Source organism: Rubripirellula reticaptiva, from assembly GCF_007860175.1.
In the GTDB taxonomy this organism is placed as follows: Bacteria; Planctomycetota; Planctomycetia; order Pirellulales; family Pirellulaceae; genus Rubripirellula; species Rubripirellula reticaptiva.
On sequence record NZ_SJPX01000006.1, the window covers coordinates 344120 to 365215 of the forward strand.

Genomic DNA, 21096 nt, shown 5'->3' on the forward strand with positions numbered 1-21096 from the left:
GAGACAATCAAAACATGAACCGCAGTTTAAACGCAATTTTAAAAAAACATCTCTCAATCCTGGCGGCGATTTGCGTGTTGCTTGTTGCGTCAGCGGCACAGACCGTCAACGCTGCTGAACCGTTTGAGTTTGCAGAAAATGATGTCGTCGCCATTTTCGGCAACGGACTCGCTGACCGGATGCAGCACGATCCTTGGGTCGAAACGGTTCTGCAGACTCAATTGAAAGGCAAGAACGTCAGCTTCCGGAATATGAGTTTTTCCGGAGACATCGTGAACAACTTGCCTCGCAATAAGGGGTTTACGAACGATGCCGAATATCTGCAGCACGTCGCGCCGGATGTCGTGTTTATTTGTTACGGATACAACGAATCGTTCGGCGGAGCGGAAGGTGCAGACGCGTACCGCGCCGAGTTGGTGAAATTGGTCCAGCGATACAGCACGCTTCGAAGGGAGGCGGGCAACGATTGTCGGTTCGTTTTGTTCAGCCCCATTGCCTATCAGAACACCGGCGACCGAAATCTGCCGGACGGCGACCAACTGAATGCAAATTTGGCGATTTACACGGAAGCCACCCAACGAGCTGCGGCAGAAACTGGCTCGACGTTCGTTGACCTCTTTTCACCGACGCTTGCGTTGTATGAGGCAAGTTCCGAACGCTTTACGATCAACGGAATTCACCTTAACGCGAACGGATACCAGAAGCTTTCCGAAATCATTTCCAATGCCCTGATTGGCACCAGCGTTTCGGCAAACGACAATCTCGATCGTGTCTACGCAGCGGTCAAAGACAAGAACTGGCATTGGCACAATCGCTATCACGCAACCGACGGGAATGACGTTTGGGGTAGCCGTTCAACCCTGACCTTTGTTGACGGACAAAGCAATGCGGACGTCTTGAAGCACGAACTAGTGATGCTGGACGTGATGACCGCAAATCGCGATAAAGCGATTTGGGCCGCCGCCGAGGGCAAGCAGTTGGTCGTCGACGACAGCAATGTTCCGCCACCGGTCAAAGTAATTTCGAATGTGGGTGGTGGCAGCAAGAGTTCAAGTGCTGTGAAAGAAGGCAGCATTGACTACCTAAGTCCCGAAGAATCACTTGCCAAAATCAAGGTGCCTGAAGGCTATGAATTGAATCTCTTTGCGTCCGAAGTTCAGTTCCCCGATCTGGCCAATCCTGTCCAAATGCAAGTTGACGCCAAAGGTCGGCTTTGGGTTGCAAGTTGGAACACTTATCCCAAGTGGGAACCCGGCAAGGAAATGAATGACAGCCTCATGATTTTCGAAGACACCGACAAAGATGGCAAAGCGGATTCACGAAAGATTTTTGCGAACGTTCATAACCCGCTAGGCTTTGAATTTTGGGGCGGAGGCGTGATCGTGACCTCAGGGCCTGATCTTCTTTTCTTAAAGGATACTGACGGGGACGATAAAGCAGACGTTCGATTATCACTGCTTCAGGGGCTCGGGACAGCAGACACTCACCACGCGGCCAATAACTTGGTTCACGGTCCTGACGGTGGCATCTATTGGCAAAGTGGAATCTTCCTGGTTCACAATCACGAGACACCGTGGAAGCAAAACTTGAATGTCGGCGGATCAGGGATGTACCGCTTTGATCCTCGTACGTTTGCGATCACGCCGCATGCAGCCAACTCGCCGAACCCGCACGGGACAAGTTTTGACTACTGGGGATATTGCTACGCGAACGACGGTACAGGCGGAAAGTCGTACCAAGTGCGTCCGGAAGGCAACGGATTCAAGATGCACACGTTGTTGACCAAAGAGTTTCGACCGGTGGCAGCGAATGCGATTCTTTCGTCTGAACACTTCCCGGACGAACTACAAGACGACTTCTTGATTTGCAATACGATTGGCTTTTTGGGCGTCAAGCAGTATTCCCTTGATCGCGAAGGCGACGGAAAATCGCGTCAGTTCGGTGAGGTTTGGGGAACACCGGGCCTCGAATTGATCAACAGCGAAGATCGCAACTTTCGCCCGACTGATGCGGTGATCGGTGAAGACGGTGCCTTGTACGTATCCGATTGGCACAATGCCATCATCGGCCACATGCAACACAACATTCGCGACCCGAACCGTGACCACCAACACGGTCGAATCTTCCGACTGACGGTCAAGGATCGTCCGTTGCAAAAACCCGTCAAGATTCACGGTCAAAGCATTGTGGCGCTTCTGGAGAATCTCAAACATCCCGTCAATGGTGTTCGACATCGAACACGAATCGAATTAAGCAGCCGGGATTCGGATTCTGTGATTGCGGCGGCTCAAGAATGGATGAAGGACTTTGATCCAAATGACGAAACCGAAGCCCACCATCTGCTCGAAGCACTCTGGTTGCACCAGCAGCACGGTGTTCGTAACGAAGACTTGCTAAACACTTTGTTACGTTCGGATGTCAAACATGCAGTAGTAGCGGCTAACACGGTCCGACATTTTTGGCTGAACGTGGACACGAAAGGAGCGAGTGGATTTGCCGCGGCGCCTGAATCTGAATTCGTGAAGTTCAAGGCTCCGAAACACCTCAATCGCGCCGATCAAAAGGTTTACACGTTGGGGTCGAAGATCTACCAGCGTGAAGCACACTGCGCAACGTGTCACTTGACGCACGGCAAAGGCAGCGAAAATGTTTATCCGCCGCTTGTTGACAGCCCATGGGTCATCGGCAGCGAAGAACGACTGATCAAGATGGCACTGCATGGAGTGTGGGGAAAGATGACGGTCAACGGAAAGACCTATGACCCATCACGAGGTGTACCACCGATGACCGCCTTTCGGTCGTTGTTAAACGACGAGGAATTGGCAGCAGTGCTTACGTTTGTTCGAAATTCGTGGGGGAACAACGCATCGCCAGTCAGCACTGCGAGTGTCAAGAAGGTTCGTGAGCAGTCGATTTCCCGCACGACATTCTGGAAACCAGAAGAACTGTTGGCAGAACATCCGTTGGAGGCGGAGCTAGGTGGATCGGCGGTAGCGGAAGTCGAGTTTTCGAATGAGGCTTTGGAAAGCGAACTGCTGAACACACCGCCGGCTGAGCTTGTGAAAGTCGCGATCGATCGTGGGAACGCTAAGCGTGGAAAGGATGTGTTTTATCAATCCGCCGCTGCCTGCTTTGCCTGTCACGATCCACCGCGAGGTGCAGCCCGGCTTGGTCCGGACCTGCAGAAAGTTGCGACCACGCTGACGCCGGAGCAGTTAGTCGATTCGATCCTGCGTCCGTCGAAACTAATCGACAAGAACTACGCTCAAGTCAGCGTCTTAACGGTCAGCGGAGAAGTTCAAACAGGCGTTCGGGTTTCTGAGGATGATAAGGAGATCGTACTGCGAAATATCGCCGCACCGGATCCGATCACCATTGCTCAGGATGACATCGAAGTGGTCAAAGAATCTGATGTGTCGTTGATGCCTGAGAACTTGACCCGACAGTTGAAGAGCCGCAAAGAGTTCGATGACCTGATGAAGTACATCATCGAAACTCGCAAACGGTAACCGAAGCTGTAATCAAAGAGATGCCGCAGCAATCGCCGGCGCGAGAATACGTTTTCTCGCCGGCTTGCTGCGGGGAATTGGCTGACCCGTTCTTAGGCGATCAGCTTGTCGATTACGTTGCCGCCGAATTGGCTTAGCTGCTTGAAGCGGCCGGCGTGGTAGTACGTCAGTTTGTTGTCGTCGAGCCCCAGCAGACGCAGCAAGGTGATATGCACGTCTCGAATGTGATGAACTTCTTCGACTGCGGTCGCGCCGATTTCGTCGGTGGCTCCGATCGTATGCCCAGCGTTGCAGCCGCCGCCAGCAAACCAAATCGTCATCGCCTTCGCATTATGATCACGACCATACGATTGGCCACCGCTGCGCATTCCGTTGTCGGGCGTACGGCCGAACTCGCCGCACCACACGACGAGGGTGTCGTCCAGCATGCCGCGATCCTTCAAATCGCCCAAGAGTGCTGCGATTGGCTTGTCGACGGATTCGATCAACGAACCGTGCGCTTTCTGGATGTAGTCGTGGCTGTCCCAGTTACCTGCGTAGGCTTGAACAAAGCGTACACCTTTCTCAACAAGCCTTCGTGCCATCAAACACTTGCGTCCAAAGGCATCTGTTTTGGTTCCGCCAATCCCGTAGGCGTCTAACGTACTCTGTGTCTCGCCTTCGAGATCCAGAACACCGGGAACCTCAGTTTGCATGCGGTATGCGAGCTCGTAGCTGGACAATCTCGCCTCAAGATCGCTGCGTCCTGGATGTGCGGCAAGATGTTGTTGGTTCAGCTGGGCTAACAGGTCAAGGTTTTTGCGTTGCTGCAGAGCGGTCGTTCCCGGTGGCGGATTCAGGTTAAGGATCGGGCTACCTTCGGGACGCAGCGGTGTTCCTTGGAAACCAGCGGGTAGAAATCCATTTGACCAATTTCCCGCACCGCCCTGCGGATAGCTGGACCGTGGCAGTACGACAAAGCCGGGCAAGTTTTCGTTTGACGTGCCCATGCCGTAGGTCACCCAAGCGCCGACCGCCGGATCACCGCCGAACTGATTACCGGTGTTCAATTGGTAACACGCAGTGGGATGGTTGACGGAATCCACTTGCCCGCCGCGAAAGAAACAGATGTCGTCGACGCGAGACTGAAGGTATTTCCACTCGGTGCAGATATCGGCTCCGCTTTCGCCCGCTTTGACGAACTTAAACGGACTCTTCACAAAGTATCGGTTGCCCGACGACATGGCGCTCTCCATGTCGCCGTTGCGAGTGAATGCACGCAGATGCTGCTTGGTCAGTTCTGGTTTGGGGTCAAACGTATCGATGTGAGAGGGACCGCCTTCCATCATCAGGAAAATGCATCGTTTTGCCTTTGCCGGATGATGCACACCAATCGGCGCAGCACCCTGCAAGATCGACGACAGAGCCACCGATCCAAGTCCCGCGCCGAGCCCAAAGATTGCTTCGCGGCGAGTGGGGGTCGCCAACGCGATGCGGTTAGTTTTACTCATCACTAATCCAAGTAAGCAAATTCGTTCAAGTTGAAAAGCACCAGACATACCTGGGCAAGCCCGCGAGTCTTCGCGTCCAGTTTGGCGGGTTGAACATCCGGTTGGTAACGCTGGTAGGCAGGCATCTCTTCTTCAAAGCTATAGGGCTCGCCTGTCTTTTCAGCCATCACCGTGCGATTGATCTTGGTCGGGTACGTTTTGATTTCGTAAGTCTTCTTGGATTCGTCTTCGGTTGCATCCGCCCAGTGTTTGGCACAAATCGACTTTTCGTGATCGCTTGGCAAACGCCCTAACGCCAACTCGAAGGCTCGATTGATCGCACCATCATCGTCGAGATCCTCTTTGACCACGCGAATAGCCAATCCGTACGCTCGGTCGAGCACTTCGTCCGAGTTGAAGAGGGTCAGTGCCTGAGTTGCGACTGTTGACGTTTCTCGTAGTTCGCACGACTTATCTGGACCGGGTTGATTGAACGACTCCAAGAACGGATCTCGCAAGCCACGAAGTTTTTCGGCATACAGACTACGCCGATTTCGTTGTTGGGGAAGTGGATCGGGTTCATAAACCGAGGCGGTTCCGCCCATGATTTGACGTGGTTGAAAGGCAACTTCAAAATTCATACTGGGCCGCGATGGAACGCCGCCAACCTGTCGGTTCAGTTCGCCACTTGCAAGAAGCATTGCGTCGCGAAGCTCTTCGGCGGTAAGCCGTCTCGGTACAAAGGTCGCGTACAGATGCTTGCTTGGATCCAGTTCGGTTTCGAACTTTGGATCCGGATGAATCGTGCTTCGGCGATAGGCGTCACTGCTGAGAATCAATTCGTTGAGTTGCTTGACGGACCAATCGTGCTGCATAAACCACGCGGCCAGATAGTCAAGCAATTCGGGGTGCGTCGGGATACCGCCGGTGCCACCGAAATTGTTTGGGTTGGCGGCTAACCCCTTGCCAAAGTGCCATGACCAAACGCGATTGACCATCACTCGCGCCGTTAGCGGATTCCTTGGATTGGCAATCCATTCCGCGAGCGCCAGCCTTCGCTTTCCCTTTCCACCGGGAAACGACTGCGTTTCAAAACCGCCAAGTGACTCGGCTGCGCTAAGTTCGCCAGGGCTGACAGGGTCTGCGGGCGAATAGACGCTGCCCCCGGCAAGAATGGTGTCCGGATCCATCTCGCCCTTGCCCCAGGGGTTACTGGGTAAGGGTGTCGGTGCAGTCACGTTCTTGCGCAAAATCGTGTTGCCGGTGTAGACGCTCAGCGCGATTGGCTTGGTGCGATCCAGTTCCCATTGATGACGCGAGATGTTTTTGTTCATCCTCGCAAGTGACGCTTCGTCACCAGGATCCAAGCCATTGTCGCCAACCTTGGCCTCGCCAGACTCTTGCTTTCGTTGCTTGTCGACACGCTTCTTCAGTTCCGCCTGTTGTCGCGAATAGGAATCGATCTTTGCGGTGACCCATTCATCGGATTCTTTGAATCCCGTGCGGCATTCAACCTCAAGCAAAGCAGCGTCCCGCTCGGTAAGCTGCGTAGTGGAAAATACAGCCATCATCGAATAATAATCGCGAGTCGGGACCGGATCGAATTTGTGGTCGTGGCACTTGCAGCACTGCATCGCATGGCCGAGGAACGCCTGGCCGACAGAGTCCGTGACGTCATCGAGCCATTGCTGCCGCGTTTCCTTGAAAACGCTCATGCCCGTTTGCTCCCACGGCCCCATGCGCAGGAATCCGGTTGCGATCAGTTTCTCGGGATCCTTGGCATCGATCTCGTCCCCAGCGATTTGTTCGCGAACAAAGTCGTTGTACGGCTTGTCGTTGTTGAATGCTCGGACCACATAATCGCGATACCGCCATGCGTTTGGACGGCTGAAGTCGTTGGCGAAGCCAGCGGAATCCGCGTAGCGAGCGACGTCCAGCCAGTGCGTACCAAAGTGTTCGCCATAGTGCGGCGACTGCATCAGTTTGCTGACGAAGTCACGCACCGCCGATTCGGGATTGTCGGCAAAGGCTGATAAAAAGGCGGCGGTTTCGGACGGCTTCGGGGGTAATCCGGTTAGCCCAAAACTGATTCTTCGCGCCAGTTTGCTGGATTCGGCTGATGGAGCCGGTGCCAAATTTGCGTCAAGGAGTTTTCGGTTGATGAACCAATCCACCGGATGTTCATTCTCCGGCACATTCTCAACATGCAGTGGGCGGTAGGCCCAAAGTTTATGAGCTTCATATCGACGAAACTGCCAATCGTCTGAAAGCGCTTTCGACGTCAGCACTTGTTCACCCTCGGCGTACTGATCCTGGATCTTCTTGATCTGTTCTTCGTCTGGCCAGGGTGCCCCGGCGTCGATCCAGTCGCGAAGCCAATTGAGTTCTTCGACCGATAACCGTTCTGATTCCTTCGGCGGCATTTCGGACCAGTCATCGCTTTCCCGACTCGCAGAGAGAAACAGCGGACTGTCGGTGGCATTGCCAGGCACCAACGAAGGATCGCCGCTCTCACCACCGGCCATTAATCCTGACAGCGATCGAAGATCTAATGAACCTTCGATCGAGTCCGGTTCGCTGCCGTGACAACCGAGGCACTTTTCGCGAAGAATGGGACTAATTCGACGCGAGAAAAGAATCTCAGCATCTGCCGTGGATGGTTCGTCTGCGTCCGACGCCAACCCCCACATTGCAAAGGCAAAAACGAGGGGGAAAGCCAAAACGGTCTTTTGCATCATTCCATCCTGAAATTCGTTTTCTCAAGTTCGACGCTCGGAGACCTCGGCACCAGTCGCCGCCCCAATCAAATCGGGTGCTTTCCTCTAGTGCAACTGTGCCGGGGGCTTCGTTGCTAGGTCTAGTTTAGCTGTACCGACTGCGCGGCACCGCCAACTTTTGCGTCTTTTAAGACGACCGTGTCCGGTGAGTCCGTTCCGACCTTGACGATAAAGGTTTTACCTTTCGGTGCGCCTGGAACAAATGACTTTCCGACCGTTCGAACGGTGTAAAGGATCTCGCCACTTTTAGAATCGATCAATTGGACGACGGGTGAGTCCACATCGAATGTCAATTCGCCAAGCTGTCCCCATGAAGGTGGGTTGTAGTTGTCGAACTGCGAGATGGTGCGAGGCCAACCTGGGTATTGCTTGGCCGAAGGATCGGTCACGTCGACATTCCGAGGCCAGCATTCCATCGTGATCTGACGAGTTCTCGTGTTCAGCCTTACGAAACCAAAACCCGCAGCGCGAGTATTCAGCAGGTCGCCAGCAGGCATTTTTTCGGGGTTGGCCGCAGCATAGTTGGTGACTTTGTTGTCAAAACCGTCAAGCAGATCACCCGTGTATTCGGGGCTGCCCGGTTCGCGGTTTTCACCTGGTTCCAGTGGATCCCACCATCGCAGATAGAGGTTGGCGATCGACGGAACACAGAACGACCAAATGGCGTCTCGGTGTTCATCGACGCCGTGATGAAAGATCGTGGCCAAGTGCTGGTCGCCAGCATAGTGAAACGCAAACGCTTTTCGCAGCGACCTAAGAGCGTTGTTTCGACCGGTTTGTGGCCATCCGTTGGAATCCATGTCCGCATGCAGACGACCGTTGGCAGTCCCGTGAATGTGGGCACCACCGCAGAAGATCGTCTGCGACAAGGCAACTTTCATTTTCGCAGATTTCCAATCCTGTGCCCAACTATCGATGAAATCGAGTTGTCGTTGCCCGAGCAAGATTGCGCCATCAACATCAACGCTGGCCGGATCGTAGTCAGGGTTGCGAATATGGTCGGGGCGCGGCCCTTGTTTTGGCACGCGGCCCGCAGGACCAGTTTTGAACTTGCGGTCTTCTAAGATCGCGAAGTCAATGTTGCCCCAATTCAAATTGGTGAAGTAGACACCGATGCCTTGCCCGATCTTTTGGGGGTCGACTGGATCGGGAAAGTGACTGGTCTGGGCGCGCTCGACTTCTTGGACGTAAACGCCGGGCTGGGAGTAGCCACCGTCGGCGGCGCCGCTGAGTGTTGAAATCTTTCCGCTTTCGCCCCACAGGTTGGGCTGGCCCACATCATGGTCATCGGGAAGACATAGCGTCGGCCGATCTTTGATGATATCACCGAAGTCACGGCCAAATTTCAGCCAAGCCGCGTAGTGTCGATTGTGGTCGTAAACTTGATCGCCCGAGAAGAACAAGACGTCGGCATCGACATGGTTGACGTTGTCGATTAGGTCTTGTCGAGAGATATCGCCACCGTGACTGACGTTGATCGAATTGCCCGTGAATCCGGCAACGACAATCTCTTCCTTGTCGACTGGGTTCTTACGAATGATGCCGCCATAGCTTGCTTCGGTGCCGTGCAGAACTCGGTAGTTATACGGATGTGTATCGTCCCAGTTTTCCACCCGGAACGGCGCGGTCCATCCCTGTTCGATCACCGCCGCTTGGGCGACTTCGACCCATTTGCCGTCCTTCTGGATTTCAAGACGAGCGGTTTTGGACGCGTCGGATGCAAGCGGATAGAGCTGGGCGGTCAGCTTAAGCGTCTTGTCGTGAACGGTGTAAAGCGCAAAGCAAATGACATCGCTGGGCTGTACGTCAGGAATCACCAGATCGTTGGTCTTCTGTCGTTTTCTACCGTTTTGCTGGGCCATCACTGGCACCGCGGCAAAGAGCAGCAAGAGGCTGCAGATCGCAAGTTGTGAAAAGTTTCGCAGATTCATTCGTTGTTCCTATCGATCGGATTGAGTCGTAGCTAGTGTATCTGTGCTTTCACGGGGACGTGGGCGCCGCCATAAGAAAAACAGAAACGCCGGTATCATAAAGTGGGGGGCCCGAAGTGCGGCTTCGTGTAAAAACTGGTCGGCGCCCCAGTAATTCAGCCCCCAAGACATGCCCGCCACCGGCCGTGCGACGGCGGTTAGAAATCCCCAAACGGTTCCGTATAACGCGCTCGCGCGACGAAAATAAGGAATGCAAATGCCGACACAGAACACAAAGTCAAGAACGCCAGCGATTCGCAACAGCGCCTGAGCAGTCGGATATTCAACGCCAAGAATCAGGGTTGTCATGGCGTAGAACATGCCAGGTGTAGGCCAAAATCCAAACGCATAGCAACCATGACCAGCAAAGGTCATGATCGCGGCAACGACAGCAGTGATCACCGTCGCACGGTGCCCCGCTCCCAATGCGATTGCCATGACGAGCAGAATCGGGATCAGCATCTGACCGCCATGCTCGACGAACATCGGCAGTTGGTGTTTCGAACCAACGTACTTAGCGTAGCTAAGCAGCGTCAACAAACCGCTACCACCCACCAATACGGACATTTGGAACCAGGATTTTGTTCGCACCGTGATCGTTAGCACCGTGCATACAAGATAAGGCCACCAGATTCGGGCGAGCCATTTTTGCACGATGCCATCGTCGGCACCCGAACCGACAAACTCTTCCCAACTGACGCCGAATCGATTCGCAAATTCAAAAGTGGCTTCGTGCCATAGAAGGACGCCGTAGGGTCCTTCCCAATAAAAATGCACCCAGGTCCAACCAGCGAAGCACAAAAAGGCCCCGATTCGAAGACATGTGATCGGCAATTTGTTTGGGTTCGGCTCGTTCACAATCTGCCTGAATTTTGGGCTGTCGACCAATGCGATGATGCACATTCTATTTCCAGCCGTTTCTTATGCAAAGACAGCCATCCTTGGCAACCGATTCCATCGGTGCCCAAACGTCACAGCGTCTTCAGCGATTAGTCAGCAAAAATGCTTTCGAGTCGCAATTGTTTTAGGGAACGTATTGATCCGAGGATGCTTGGTCGCTGATCGATCCGATCTGCGAATCACATGATCTTGATAGTGTGCTGGATCGTGATGATGCGTATCATCAACGGTCATCGGGATGTCGGGAAGTCTTTCCAATGACGCGACGCCGTGTCACCGCACACACGCAGCCGATGCCTGGTTCCATTCTTTAGGTAGTCAAGATGACCGATTTCTTCGAACGAAGCCTCATCGTCCACGAGCAGTTGCGGGGCAAAATCGGAGTCGTTGGCAAGATGCCGGTTGCGAATCGCGATGATCTGTCGCTGGCCTACACCCCCGGTGTCGCTCGACCGTGCGAGGTGATCGCGAACGACCAAAGCAAGGCTCGCGAGCTCACAATCAAGCGGAATAGTGTCGCAGTTGTGACGGATGGCTCGGCGGTACTGGGGCTGGGCAATATCGGCCCTCACGCAGCCATCCCGGTGATGGAAGGCAAGGCGTTGTTGTTCAAAGAGTTTGCCAACATTGACGCGTGGCCGCTATGCTTGGACACTCAAGACGTTGACGAGATTGTTGCCACGGTCAGGCGGATTGCTCCTGTATTTGGGGGTGTCAACTTAGAAGACATCTCCGCACCCAGATGCTTTGCCGTTGAACAGCAGTTGCAAGACATCGGCATTCCTGTCTTTCACGATGACCAGCATGGCACTGCGATCGTTCTGTTGGCAGCACTACTAAACGCTGCCAAAGTTTTGGGCCGCGACATCACACAAATGAAAGTCGTGATCAATGGTGCAGGTGCCGCCGGTACTGCCATCGCTCGTTTGCTGCGATGCGTCGGACACAGCCCGAACGTCTGTATCCCTGTGGAAGATGTGATCGTATGTGATACCAAGGGAGCGATTCACAGTGGACGCAAAGATTTGGTGGACTACAAGCGTGAACTGTTGAAGTACACCAACCGCACGAATCGGAGCGGATCACTTCAGGAGATGCTGGTGGGAGCAGACGTTTTCATCGGCGTTAGCAAAGGAAACATCATTTCGGCAGACGACGTTTCTAAAATGGCGAAGGACTCTATCGTCTTGGCGATGGCGAACCCGGTTCCTGAGATCATGCCCGATGAAGCGCGACGTGGCGGCGCCGCGGTGGTCGGGACGGGACGCAGCGACTTTCCGAACCAGATTAACAACGTTTTGGCGTTTCCCGGAATCTTCCGTGGGGCGTTGGACGCCTGTGCGACTTCGATTACCGAAGAAATGAAACTTGCCGCAGCACATGCGTTGGCTGACGCAACCGTTGATCTGTCACTCGAGCGTGTGTTGCCCGACCCACTGGACCGTTCGGTTGCACCTCGCATCGCAGCGGCGGTTGCTGAGGCGGCGAAAGTGGAATAGGTCAGCGAGACGCATGCGGGTTTCGCGTTGTGTCTGCGGGTTGTGTCTGTATGCCGTTGGGCATCTGCGTGCCCTTCAACTCAGGAGCAGACTTTGCAATCGCCGACTTCTTCGGCGGGCCAACGTTTGACAAGGCTGCCGTTTTGCTCGCTTTCTAGTCGCGGCTTTTGATAAGCACGTCGATGCTGCATCGTCCGCGTTAGATCAGCGTGCGAGTTGAGCATCAACCGACTCTCGCCCATTTCCCAAGGCAGAACGTAAGCGCCGGCCATCTCATCGACTTGGCGAAAGTACTGGCGACAGCTTTCAGCATCAAGTTCACGGCGGGCCAGGCGAGTAACTTTGCCTTGAATGGAATCCCATGTCTCAACGGCGGGATAGTCGTCCGGATTCGCAGCAAACCGTTCACGCACTTCAACAAGATCGTCGGCTACCAGCGCATCGGGCAGCTTCATGACCATCGCGCGAATCACCGCTGGCAGTGGAGCGATCGCTGTGGCAATGTTGCGCGTGATCGCTTGGTGCGGACATCGAATTTCAACCACACGTGGCTTCGTTGGTGCACTGCAACCATCGTGGTGATAGTACTCTGCCTGACTCAGTTTCGAGACACTCGACTTACCGCGAACCTTGCGATAGGTCGGTGCAGTACTATGAACATTTCGACAAACGATCAACCCTTCGGTTTCGATCAGGGACAAGAGCGAACCGCGATTCGCGTCCGTTAGCAAAATTTCGTGCAGGTAGTCGTCGGCGACCGCCTCGGATGCTGCATCGCTTGGTCGGTCAACCACCAACCCGAAGCCGTGCGGGCGTGAGGTTGGGAAAGTAACACCTCCGATGAAGATGGTAGTGTCGGTCGCTTGACTGCTCATTTAGCTGCTCAATTTGAAAGTTTCAATTTTGGAGGCGTGTCTACACGGGAGGGTGTCGCCGAAAGAAATGTGTCGAAGCACGCACCTCTAGGCTCTTGCGATTGCAACAGGATATCGCCGCCTTGCTGCTCAATGATTCCTGTCGACATGGCCAATCGGAGGCCGGTTCTTTTACCCGGCGATTTGGTGGTTCAGAAAGGTTCGATGATTTAGAAATGGATCGAAGCTGGAATACCGTGTCAGCCATCGCGCTCACGAGGTGTAACGTATCCGAGACCATCGCCGCCCGGAACGGGCCTCTGTGACGACGCCGAGTCCCTGAGGGCCTTGGCGAACACGTTCGTATCGCCCGCCTTATGTCACTCTCGAAGTTCAGCCAGACTGGTAAGAGTCTTGGTCGTCTGCGCGATCGCACTTTTCCAGGCAAAAAAGACAGTCGATGGCCAGGATAAGAATGCAAGATTCGTTACGGGATTTTATCCGTCTATTCATGTTCAATCAAGCATTCTGCGAACCGGTCGGATTGAGTCACCATCCGTAAGTTACCGTGAAAACTCAGGCAATTTGCCATTTTACCTTACAGAGGCGGACAGAAACCACTTAGACCAATGTTGCGATGTTTACTTGCCAATTAGAATCGATGGCATGAAAAAATCATTAATTGCTTTCGCCGGCCTGTTTGCAATCGTGGCCGTAGTTGTCGGATGGCAGTTCAAACCGATGCCTTACCGGGCGACCGGACTCGGTGACCGCGCTTTTACGATCGAATGTGATTTCGATAAGTTTCGACAAATGATGGTTCGCCTCAATGCGACTAAGGCGATCGTGAATCACGGCGGTATGGAGTTGATCAGTGAGAGCGTCGACAGCCTTGATCTTGACACGTCCAAGGATGATCGCCCGCTGCTCAACGCGATTCGTGGCACGTCGAAATCCGAACTCGATGCCACCAAGACCATCAAGGTTAGCGTCAACGATCCGCACATCGACAATACCGAGTTGACGCTTCGCCAACGGGCCAACGTATCGGAAAACAGAATTGACGTGACGACCGAATCAATCGGCGAGCAAGATAGCATCAAAGCCTATGCCACGTCATTGGTCGCAACGGCAAACGGTGATAACACGGACGTTCAACTCGATCTTCGAATGGAAATCGAAGTCTCGGTTCCCAAGATGTTTCGCAGTCGTGCAGACCAGCAGGTCACTCAGTCGGTCGCCGATGCGTTGGCCCAGCAGCAAGAAGCGATCACTCAGTTCGTAATCGAAAACTGTGGCAAACGACTGATCCTGCCGAGTCTGAAATAGTGTCGCGAACGTATTACGGTTGCATCAGTTTGTTTTGCAGGGACGCTTGACGGTTTCGAGCCAGAACTCGCACAGTCGGTCAATTGCCTGTTGAAAGTCATGAATGTCGACCGGTTTGACGACGTAGGCGTTGCATCCCAACTGGTACGAAATCATGGTATCGACCATCGAACTTGACGTCGTTAGAACGACGACCGGCAATCGCTTTAAGCTGTCATCTTTGGCGATCTCGGCCAGTACTTCTCGGCCGTCCATCACCGGCATGTTCAAGTCCAGAAGAACCAGATCTGGCGTAGGCGAGTTGGCGAATTTTTCGGTCTTACGCAAGTAACGCATGCACTCGACGCCGTTTGTCACGTGGTGCAAGCAAACTTCGACTCGAGTGCGTCGAAAACCCTCGCGTGCAAGTGCGAAGTCATCATCATTGTCTTCGACAAGCAGGACATTGAATACTTCGCTCGTCATCAGGACGCACCGTGACGATCGGCAATCGTATTGCCTTGGTGCGAGCATCGACTGAGGGTGATGAAGATGATTCGTTCGAGCAGATGCGAGGTTAGATCATTCTTACACGCAAACTCGTCAGCACCTGCTTCAATGCAGGCCTTCCCGACGATGATGTCGTCTTGTCCGGTTAGTACAACGAGCGGAACGTTGGACATTTCGGATCTTGCTTGACGGACGGTGTCGATCCCTGAACTGTCAGGTAACTGCAAATCCAACAACACCAGGTCAATTGCTGGATGCTGATGCTTTACCTCGACCGCTTCGGCGAGTGTTCGCGCTTCGTGAACCGTGACAGAATTGTTCCCTCTTTTTAGCATCTCGAGCGTCAAAAACAGGTCGTCTTGGTTGTCCTCGACGATCAGTATTTCGATGCCATGTTTTGGCGAGTCGGCTGACTTGCCAGTCCGAATCGCTTCCAGTGCAGTTGCAACATCCGCCATTGACGAGAAGCGGTCCTCGGCGTGATGCGCTACCATGCGGTTCAACACACATCTAACGCTTTCGGGGGCAATCAATTCCGACAGCTGATTGACGTGCTCGTTCTTAACTAAATTCGAGATCTTCTCGCCGAGCGTCGCCCCCCCAATGCGCGACATTCCCGTCAACAGAAAAAACCACGTTGCGCCCAACGCGTAGATGTCCGAAAGCGGGGTAGCGGACGCGAGCGATAGGGCCTGTTCCGGTGCCATGAATTCTGGCGTTCCTGCTGCCATTTCGCATCGAGTGTGAAACGCTTGAGCGGACGGCTTGCCGATGTCTTCGGTCAATACCGCCAACCCCAAGTCAGTGACCTTCGTACGCCGGCCGTCCATGATCAAGTTGCCAGGTTTCACGTCACGGTGAATCAGCCCCCGTTGATGGGCGTGTTCGAGTCCATGAGCCGCGTCGATCATTATCTGGATTGTCGACTGCCAGTTGATCGGGCCGGAGATACTGACACGTTTGTGGAGATCGGGCCCCGACATCTCTTCCATTGCAATGTACAGCACGCCGCGGTGGTCACCGACCTCGTACGAAACCACAACGTTCGGATGGGCAAGACGTTGGACCAGTTCCATTTCACGGCGAAATCGGTTGGTCGATTGAACATTTTTGATCAGCTTTAACGCTACCGTATGATTGGAAAGCGATCGATGCTTGGCCCGGTAGACTTGACCTGAACCGCCTTCGCCGATCAACGAGGCGATTTCATAGTCGCCAATTTGCGTGCCGGCTGGCAATTCAATGAACGACCATTCGTCTTCTGCCACGCTTACGAAATAACGATCAAGTTCTTCCTGAACGAGACTCAATTGAACGGAAGAAAACTGTCCACTGTTTCGCAGTCGCTGAACAATCGAATCCGAAACCAAACTCGTCACCTGGCTCTCGTAGGACGTCGAGCTAGTAGAGCGAATAAACGACGAGGGTGGCGGCTTGTTCATTTGTGTGTTGAAGAACGGATCTGGAAAGAGCCAGCCACATTCTAGGTATAGTACCGAGCTAGGGGGGGCACGATTCCTGATTTTTTAAGAGGTCTGGTCAGGTTTGTCCCCCAGAGCACCGTTTCGAACATCAGAATCACGCACCTCAATCACATCGGGAATGTCGATCCAGAATGTGCTACCACGATCTTCGGCAGAGTCGAGTCGGATTCCGCCACCGTGTCGTTTTGCGATTCGTCGGCAAACGGCAAGTCCGATTCCGGTTCCCGGATACTGCTGTTGATCGTGCAGTCGGCGGAACACCTCAAACACTCGCTCGTGATATTTGGGTGCAATCCCGATTCCGTTGTCATTGACCGCAATGGACCAACCGTCGGCATTTCGAACTGCCCAGACACGGATGACTGGTTTCCCACTGTGGTATTTGAGAGCATTTCCGATCAAGTTGGTAAGCAACTGAGAAAGCTGGGCAGGGTCGCCGTTGACAGTCGGAAGGGGTTGGGAAGTCACATCAGCCTGGGTGTCGTCAATTTGAGCTTCCAGGAGTGAAATCGCGTCGACAAAGACATCATCCAGTGAAACCTCCTCGAAGGGAGACGCTTGTGATTGGACTCGCGAGTATGCCAACAAGTCGTTGATCATCGTCTGCATCCGCTTGACCCCCACAACGATCCTGCCGATGTAGCCGTCAGCGTTTGCATCTAGCTTGCCGCTGTAGTCGACTTGTAGCAACTGCGAAAATCCCGCGATCGCGCGTAGCGGAGTTTGCAGATCGTGCGACGCAACGTAGGCAAATTGCTGCAGATCAATATTGCTTTCTTTAAGCGCCGTGTTGGCACTTTCGAGAGCAAGATTTAGTCGCTTCAGTTCATGCTCTGCATAGACCTGCTCGGTCACGTCGACATGAACACCCATCATCCGAACCGGAGCTCCGTCGTCATCGAAAACCGCGCGACCTTGTGCAAGCATCCAGCGATAAGAGCCATCACGGCACCGCAACCGAAACGACGACTTGTATTCGTCGGTGATACGAGAAAAATAGTCTTCAACTCGCTTCATCGCGCTGTCGTGATCATCGGGGTGCAAGCTCGATTTCCAATCTTCGAAGCACGTCCACTCCGTCTCGTCCGTGAAGCCGAGTTGCTTCATGAATGTCGGCGAGTAATCGACTTCCCCCGTCTTTGCGTTCCAATTCCACAGACCAACGTTGGCTCCCCTCAGTGTCAGTTCAAGTTGATCGTTCGTGTTGGCTAGGTCCGCGGTTTGGAGCGCAACCATCGATCGCGCCTGCTCTTCGCTTCGCTGAAGTTGTTCGCGTTGGTTCGACAACTCGGTCGCTAAATCTTGACTAACACGAAGTTCATGCAAGAACCGTATGCAGAAAAAGCTGGTCATCCAGATTGCTAGGATCGACAAGCAGCGGTTTTCGATTGCTTTCCAGATAGTGTCTTCGCCGAGCGACACGTACCAACCGACCAGCGATAGAACGGTAAACAAAACGGCGGAAAGCAGAACAGCCTTGTAACTGCGCGACAGATACGCAAAATAGATGCCGGCGATGTAGGCGACCGGCGCCGCTATACCAACCGGTAACCAACAGTCCATCGCAAAGATTGCGATTCCAGTCGCAATCGCGACTCCGACAAAAAGGCGAGGCGAATTTTGTTTATTCACGCGGATCCGATCGGTGCAAAAGAACCAGTGACTGGTCAGCGGTTGCTTGCATTCTAGCACGAGCGGCCGACGGTTTCTCAGTCGTGCAGAACGGATCGCAAATCTACGTTGCGGCAGTGAGCGTTACGGCCCGGTCGCTGACATGCCTGTCAGCTCGGACTCGCGTTTGAGTGAGCAAGTCGCGTGGATGGTTTTGTTCTTGAAAAACGAACAGTACGCGTACAAATTTGTCGACAGTGGCGTGTCGATGCTGACCGTGATCTCAGGAGTCTGATCAGTGATGGTCGATGGCGTCACAGTGATCACGGCGTCGAGGACACCGAGCGCGTCGATGTTTTCTTGGGCAACCTCGCGGACGGTTGCTGCTGACTTGCCCGGCAAGATTCCCTGTCGAGCGCCTTCGTACGCAGCAAGCGATGCGGTGTCACGAATGTTTTGAACACGAGCAAAGTCGATGGCGGCAAACAAGAGTCCAAACAGAACGGGAATCACTAGTGCTAGCTCGATCGCTGTGGTTCCGCGACGTTGTCGCAAAGTTCGATTCATGATGCGTTGGCTTTCTGTTCGCCGATTCATGGGTCTTGGTTTCATCACGGATTTGGGAATTGATCAATCAATCAGCGTTACGGGAAGACTAAAAGCGAGTTCGCGAAAAGCTTCGACGAGCGCGACACCGTTGCTGGCGTGGTAGTGACGCCCACCGCCCGCGTTTGCGACTGAGACCATATCAGCTTGGTCTGCATTAGCCAGAAAAGTTACCGTATGCACCGTGATATCATTACTTTTCGCCGTTTGCGCAAGCGAGACGGGGTCGGTTCCGAAATTCCATTTACCGTCGGTCATCACGACCAACGTTTTTTTCGCATGCGATGTTACGTTTGGCTCGGTCAACATATCAATACCCGCTTGCAATCCGGCGGACAGGTTTGTGCCACCAAGCATCACATCGCTGCCACGACTTTCGACGGATGATCGAATGCCAGCGAAATCGTCACCGAGGGAAACGTCAGTACTTGATGCAGGAAAAGTTCTTCCAGTGAGTCCGCCCTCGTAGGTCGATAAGTCAATTTCAGATCCAAAGCTCACTAAGCCGATTTTTTGACTCGAGTTGCGATCCTCGATTATGTCAACAAACTCGACGACGGCTTGCTGTAAGTAAGACCACCGGCTTTCCGTTGGGTCTGGCGGATAGATGACCGGGTCGTCTGGCGTTGTCGCAATCGCAGGGGGATACGAGAATTCATTACCTGTCAGGTCAAAGCACATGGAATGCGAGCGATCGATTACCACGCAAATTTCGTTATCTGCAAAGCTCGCTGTTGATTGCAAGCTGGTGCTGAATGAGTGGCTGCCGGTGATCCCGCCAAAAAACAGCGACACTGGCTGAGACGCGGTAACACGAACTGCGCTTAACGGCAATGCATCCGCGACGAATGACCATGATCCATCGGGTTGTCGTTCCGAGCGTCCAAATTGGATATCGGCGTTGGTCAAAACGAGTCCCGATCCACCAACCTTGTTCGCAGCGGCGAGAGTGATTGCGGCAGTTCGAGCGGCCGACGTCGAGTCTTCGCGGACTAGCGATTCCGCACCTGCTTTTGCGGCCGAGTCGGCAGCCGCACGCAATTCGAGCCGCGACAATTGCATGTAGCCGACATCGATCGACAACGCCGCCATCAACAAAAAAACGGTGAACGATGCCAATACCAGCACGGCGGCCGAACCGGTTCGTCGGCGGTTTGTTTTTGCCGTCACGTTGTTTCTTTTTTGACTCGCGTAATTCATAGCTTCACCATTGCAATGCTCGTCGTGATCTGACGCGGTGGCATGATGAAATTCAAACCACCCGAATTCAGTTCCGATGGAATCTGTACGGTCACCGTAACCACCGTGCCTCGACTCATCGTCGCGTTCACTTCCGGAGTGATTTGGACGGTTCCGCCATCAATGTTCATTGCATTCAAGACTTCATCCGCACGCTGTCTCGCAGCGATTTCGGTTCCGCCTGTTGAAGTCGCGAGTCGCGCGGCTTCGTAGGCAGCCGCAGTGCCGGCCTGTTTCGCGAAGATCCCGTGACTCATCTCGATCGAGCCGAATACGACAAGAGTCAGGATCGGTAAGCAAACGGCGAACTCGACGGCAGCAACTGCCCGTCGGGATCCGCTTTGGAACGTTCGTTTTTGTCTGGATATCACAATTGTGCCGGCTAGGTGGTTTGAGCATTCACACCGAAGCGAACCTTCTGGATAGAGAGTGACTAGAGATGCGTTTCTAGGGATTCTCTCAGTCAAGCCTCTGCCTCTTGCTAAAACTTAGGTCAACAATGTGCAGAAAGCTCTAGAAATCGCGATTATTCGTGGGGGGCTGGTCCCCCCTTAACCAAAGTGGCATTGTCCGTGACGTGAACTAACGCCGCTGATAAACGAGAGAGTGCAGGATTTAGGAATCCAGCTCGCTCAGTCTCGACAACCCAGTCGCGTCGATCACGCGAATGGCATGATTGGCGTCGATTTCGATCAAGCCCTGATCGCTTAGCCGGCGAAGGACCCGAGAAAATGTTTCGCCGGTCAAATTTAGATGATTGGCTAGATCCTTTTTTGGTCCGGGCAGTAACAAAGCACCGACGGAATCGACGTGGGCCGAGCAAAGGATCCGAGCAACACGTTCGGAAGCATCTCGCAGCACAATATTGTCGAGCAGTTGCACAAAGTGTTGTGTCCACATCGACATACCAGTCAACATCTGGCGACACAAAGTGTGATTAGTGGCAAGCGCATGCTGCATCGCATTGGTCGGAATCATCACGCATTGTGTCGCCTGCATCGCCATTGCGCTGGCCGGCAACTTGAAGTCCGCGAATACGGCGGCTTCGGCGAACGAATGGCCTGGACCGCACAGGTGCAAAATGTGCTGCTGGCCGCCGGCACCGTTTCGAAACACCCGGACGAGTCCAACCTTGACGACAAACAGCCCAGGACAAGAGTTGCCTTGCACGAAGATCATCTCACCCGCGACAAAGTTCTTGGAAACGGAAACAGCTGCAAGCGTATCGATTTGGCCTGGATCAAGACCGCGAAACAGTTGACTTGCCGAAATCGTTTGGGCCAGCTGCCGAATCATCGAACAATTCCGAATATTTTTGAGTGCGATTGATCTAGATCAAGACGAGTTGGTCACGAGATTG

At 53.7% G+C, this 21096-nt stretch carries 15 protein-coding genes; 3 read left to right on the plus strand and 12 right to left on the minus strand.

Annotated features, from left to right (window positions below):
* The first annotated feature begins 14 nt into the window (after positions 1-14).
* Entirely contained in the window at positions 15-3509 is a 3495-nt protein-coding gene (locus tag Poly59_RS26935; protein ID WP_146537200.1) for a PVC-type heme-binding CxxCH protein, read from the plus strand.
* Positions 3510-3601: 92 nt separating this feature from the next.
* Here Poly59_RS26935 and Poly59_RS26940 read toward each other — a convergent pair whose 3' ends face one another.
* The 4 genes from Poly59_RS26940 to Poly59_RS26955 form a co-directional block, all read right to left on the minus strand.
* Positions 3602-4999 (minus strand): DUF1501 domain-containing protein, encoded by a 1398-nt coding sequence (locus tag Poly59_RS26940; protein ID WP_146537201.1) that lies wholly within the window; start codon positions 4997-4999, stop codon positions 3602-3604.
* A gap of 2 nt (positions 5000-5001) precedes the next feature.
* Positions 5002-7713, minus strand: coding sequence for a PSD1 and planctomycete cytochrome C domain-containing protein (locus Poly59_RS26945; RefSeq protein WP_246151961.1), 2712 nt, complete (start codon positions 7711-7713; stop codon positions 5002-5004).
* Between the two features lie 122 nt (positions 7714-7835).
* Entirely contained in the window at positions 7836-9686 is a 1851-nt protein-coding gene (locus Poly59_RS26950) for a hypothetical protein (protein ID WP_146537202.1), read from the minus strand.
* A gap of 9 nt (positions 9687-9695) precedes the next feature.
* Positions 9696-10502, minus strand: coding sequence for a hypothetical protein (locus tag Poly59_RS26955; protein WP_222436179.1), 807 nt, complete (start codon positions 10500-10502; stop codon positions 9696-9698).
* A 446-nt stretch (positions 10503-10948) separates the two neighbouring features.
* On the opposite strand from Poly59_RS26955, the gene Poly59_RS26960 reads away from it, so the two are divergent.
* On the plus strand, positions 10949-12124 hold the full coding sequence (locus Poly59_RS26960; protein WP_146537203.1) for an NAD(P)-dependent malic enzyme: 1176 nt from the start codon (positions 10949-10951) through the stop codon (positions 12122-12124).
* 80 nt (positions 12125-12204) lie between these two features.
* Here the strand turns inward: Poly59_RS26960 and Poly59_RS26965 are convergent, their stop codons facing one another.
* A complete protein-coding gene (locus Poly59_RS26965) occupies positions 12205-12999 on the minus strand; it encodes a hypothetical protein (RefSeq protein WP_146537204.1) in 795 nt (264 codons plus the stop codon).
* A gap of 645 nt (positions 13000-13644) precedes the next feature.
* Between Poly59_RS26965 and Poly59_RS26970 the strand changes: the two genes are divergently transcribed.
* Positions 13645-14307, plus strand: coding sequence for a hypothetical protein (locus Poly59_RS26970; protein WP_246151962.1), 663 nt, complete (start codon positions 13645-13647; stop codon positions 14305-14307).
* A gap of 24 nt (positions 14308-14331) precedes the next feature.
* On the opposite strand, the gene Poly59_RS26975 is transcribed toward Poly59_RS26970, so the two are convergent.
* The 7 genes from Poly59_RS26975 to Poly59_RS27005 all read right to left on the minus strand — a co-directional run bounded on the left by Poly59_RS26975 (position 14332) and on the right by Poly59_RS27005 (position 21032).
* Positions 14332-14772 carry a response regulator gene (locus Poly59_RS26975; protein WP_146537205.1) on the minus strand — a complete coding sequence of 147 codons (441 nt, stop codon included), beginning with the start codon at positions 14770-14772 and terminating at the stop codon, positions 14332-14334.
* A complete protein-coding gene (locus Poly59_RS26980; protein ID WP_186776547.1) occupies positions 14772-16175 on the minus strand; it encodes a protein kinase domain-containing protein in 1404 nt (467 codons plus the stop codon). Before Poly59_RS26980 ends, Poly59_RS26975 begins: the two co-directional genes overlap by 1 nt.
* A 147-nt stretch (positions 16176-16322) precedes the next feature.
* Positions 16323-17912: a sensor histidine kinase gene (locus Poly59_RS26985; protein WP_146537207.1), complete on the minus strand. Its 1590-nt coding sequence runs from the start codon at positions 17910-17912 to the stop codon at positions 16323-16325.
* A gap of 123 nt (positions 17913-18035) precedes the next feature.
* Positions 18036-18458 carry a TadE/TadG family type IV pilus assembly protein gene (locus Poly59_RS26990; protein ID WP_186776548.1) on the minus strand — a complete coding sequence of 141 codons (423 nt, stop codon included), beginning with the start codon at positions 18456-18458 and terminating at the stop codon, positions 18036-18038.
* A 63-nt stretch (positions 18459-18521) separates the two neighbouring features.
* The gene (locus tag Poly59_RS26995) at positions 18522-19667 is read right to left on the minus strand and encodes a TadG family pilus assembly protein (RefSeq protein ID WP_186776549.1); all 1146 of its coding nucleotides are present in this window, start codon (positions 19665-19667) and stop codon (positions 18522-18524) included.
* Between the two features lie 26 nt (positions 19668-19693).
* Entirely contained in the window at positions 19694-20107 is a 414-nt protein-coding gene (locus Poly59_RS27000) for a TadE family protein (RefSeq protein ID WP_246151963.1), read from the minus strand.
* Between the two features lie 244 nt (positions 20108-20351).
* On the minus strand, positions 20352-21032 hold the full coding sequence (locus Poly59_RS27005; RefSeq protein ID WP_146537210.1) for a Crp/Fnr family transcriptional regulator: 681 nt from the start codon (positions 21030-21032) through the stop codon (positions 20352-20354).
* Positions 21033-21096 lie beyond the last annotated feature (64 nt).